At 41.6% G+C, this 3,201-nt stretch carries 4 protein-coding genes; 1 reads left to right on the forward strand and 3 read right to left on the reverse strand.

Annotated features, from left to right (window positions below; translation table 11 throughout):
- Positions 1–214: glycosyltransferase family 9 protein (locus LHW48_11210; GenBank protein ID MCB5261015.1), on the forward strand; the 214-nt coding region annotated here is incomplete at its 5' end.
- 1 nt (position 215) lies between these two features.
- Here the strand turns inward: LHW48_11210 and LHW48_11215 are convergent.
- From LHW48_11215 to LHW48_11225, 3 genes are all read right to left on the reverse strand, one after another.
- Positions 216–1,499, reverse strand: a complete 1,284-nt coding sequence (locus LHW48_11215) for a hypothetical protein (protein MCB5261016.1) — start codon at positions 1,497–1,499, stop codon at positions 216–218.
- On the reverse strand, positions 1,489–2,649 hold the full coding sequence (locus LHW48_11220; GenBank protein ID MCB5261017.1) for a glycosyltransferase family 4 protein: 1,161 nt from the start codon (positions 2,647–2,649) through the stop codon (positions 1,489–1,491). The genes LHW48_11215 and LHW48_11220 overlap by 11 nt, the downstream gene beginning before the upstream one ends.
- A 371-nt stretch (positions 2,650–3,020) precedes the next feature.
- On the reverse strand, positions 3,021–3,201 hold a 181-nt coding region (locus tag LHW48_11225; GenBank protein ID MCB5261018.1), incomplete at its 5' end, for a hypothetical protein.

Below are 3,201 nucleotides of genomic sequence, written 5' to 3' on the forward strand. Positions count from 1 at the left end.
AGGGCATATTGCTTCTTGTTTTAGAGTGAAAAGCCTTACTATTTTTGGTCCCGGCGATGAAGCACAGACCGCACCATTTTCCCCCGAGAGCAGGGTGGTAAGAAATCATATCAGCTGTGCCCCGTGTGTGGGCAGAAAGCGAATAGCCTGCGAGGTGGAGTGTTTGAAAGAGCTAAAACCCGAAACAGTATTTATGGAGTTTTGCAGGCTTTAAATTAGCCATAAAGCTTGAGAAGTTTTGCGGCAAGCACTTCCCGTGAGTATTGCTTGATTGCATCGGGCTTTGCCTGAAAAACCTCAGCATGATTGATGATCTCATTCAAACTCGACACAATTCCGGGGATATCTTCGCGGTAACAATACTTCCCCGATCTCGTTGAGGATAGTACATCTTCAATCACGCTGGTTCTAGGTCCGATTGCCAAGATAGGTTTACCTATGCGGATCAATTCAAACAGTTTTCCCGGGAACCAGGTTTCGGATCCGGGTGCGTCCGAAAGGATTATTAGATTGATATCTGCTCCGCTGGAATAGTTAAGTGCTTCACTATGAGTTTTGTAGCCTTCAAAACTGTAATTGCTATATCCCTCTTTTACTATGGTGTTCAACACGGCAGAATCTGCGCTGCCAATGTGGATCATGCGGCTTTGCGGCATCTTGCTCTGCTTCATAGCTTCCAGTAATGGGATTGGGCTGCCGTAAGAAATATGCAACTTCCCCATATAAACCAAGCTAAAGTCTTTAAAGGATTTAGCATTGATCTGGCTGATCCCGTTGCGGCAAAAATCATCCTCATCAAAACCATTGGTGATGGACTGTGATTTGTCTTTCAGCCAGGAGTGTGTTTCTACGTAGCGTAAACGGGTTTTCTCGGTGGTAAACAACGCCATATCGCAAGTTCTGAGGATCAGATCATCCGTACGGCAGATTATCCGATGCCTGAAGGGCAGAACGTATCTGTCCAGCAAAGGGGAGAACTGCCAGGCATCACGGTAGTCTGCGATCCAAAAAATGCGATCCTTGTATAAGAATTTAAGGGCAATCCCCACCAGAAAGGCAGAATAGGGAAAAGCACTGATGAATACATTCCGCAGTTTATGCTTTCTGATCAATTGGATAGCTTTGAAAAGGGCAAAGGGCATCCAACCTATCTGTTTGTCGTATGGAAACAACAGATCGTTAATCAGTTTTACGGCTGCCCAGAAGAGGCGGATATATAGCTGTTTGGGCGCCGTTTCTTTGAACCTGGCATGAACCATTTTGCTTTCAGAAACTACTTTGAGCCCCAAACCTGCAACTCGGTACACATTAGCTTCAGGCGGGATTTCTGCCATTAACGATTGATCAAGAGTTTTTCTAATTGGAGATTTGGGGGCAATAACATGAGCTTCCCAACCAAAGCGGACAGCATACTTCAAGAATTTTAAGCCTCGTTGAACCCCGCTTTGGGCTGTTGGTGGAAATTCATTCAGAATCATTAGTATTCGCTTATCTTTCATACACTTCTCTCACTCTATCTATCAGTTGTTTCATCATAAACCGTTTTCTAACCTTCTTAGCGGAAGCCGTACCCATTGATGTACAAAGTTGTGGATTGCTAATCAAGATAAGCATTTTATCGGATAGATCATCAATATCTTTTGGTTTGGCAAACAGTGCTTCCACACCATCGTCAAACAGCCCCGAAATCCCTTCGCCCCTTATTCCAACAACGGGAAGTCCGGCATACATCGCCTCAATATATACAATCCCGAATGTCTCGCTATAGCTTGGTAGCACAAAGGCATCGAAGTGCGGATATAAGCTTCTTACCGTATCATTTGGCAAGATTCCTGCAAAATGTATGTTGTCCTGCATTTCAAGCGTGGTTATCAATTGGCATAAGCTTTTTCTTTCACTGCCATCACCAACTATCAAGAGCTGGATATTGTATGAGTTAGCGCAGAGTGCAGCCACCGCCTTAATGAGGATATCAAATCCTTTTTCGGGTACCAGATTCCCCACCCCAATAATCTTAAAACAATTTGGTTCTGCATCACTTAGCCATGACGAAATGCAGATCTTATCATTGTTGTTGAAGGGGTGAATGCCATTGCCAATTACGCTGACACTATCCTGTGAATATCCGTGTGGATAAATCCAATCTGCCAAACGATTGTTTACTGTAAAAACATGAGTCCATCGCCTCAGGGCAGGTAGCAAGGTTAGCTTATAAAACCATTTTAAGGGATTGTTCCCCAGTCTATTGGGGTGAGTTCTGATGTTGTGAATCGTGAGGTACTGAGGTTTAGCAATAAACTTTAACCATAATCTTAGCCAAAGCAATTCCGGCACATGACGAAAATCGTGTACGTGAATGATATCCGGCTTCCAGCGTAAGTAACTGAATATTGTTACGGGCAAAGTAAATAAAGGGTATGAAATAAGAGAACTCAGAAAATATCTTTGCCAATACGGATAATACACCCGTGTAATGGTAATATCATTTTCTTTGGAGTGTTCAATTGCCCATGAATATTTATCACAAGTCGCCATTACAAAGATCTGGTAATGCTTCGATAATTCACTAAGTTGATGATGCACAAAAATTCCTGCTGCAGCGTTATACTTATGGGGGTAAAGGTCGGTAATGAACATTATCTTCTTCATACTGTTTTTATACTCCCCAAGTTCGCATGGTGAGAGCGCATAAAGCAAGGGCTTGCCTTAATCTCGTCATTACAGCCATGATGAAGCTTCAGAAAAATGTATATGTAAGTTTGGCATTATCTGTTTTTGCTGCAAAAAATAGAGCTCAGTCTGGAATTGAAGCCGAAATTCAAATAATGAGGAATAATCTAAGCCAAGACTGAGTTCATAAGCACCAGCATTAGTAAAGTTATTAGTGTTATTATTCAATCGATTACCTCACATCAGTTTAAGTGTAGGATATTACAAATAATTATATAACTGACCCTGCAAGCAGAGTCCAATCAGCAATCCTAAGCCAGGCTCTAGCATTCCAAACAATGCAGCATTGCTTAAACCTCTATTCTATGGATTATAATTATCGAAATCCTTACAATATAATAAATAATTGAATCCACTATAAAAATTGAGGCAATTAAGGCAAGGAAAATTTCCAATTTTTTATGCCACAAACCCATGTTTTGATCACATCCAAGTATCATGTGAAGAAGGTTGCTTACTATACAAATTTTG

Source organism: Candidatus Cloacimonadota bacterium (assembly GCA_020532355.1).
Taxonomy (GTDB): Bacteria; Cloacimonadota; Cloacimonadia; order Cloacimonadales; family Cloacimonadaceae; genus UBA5456.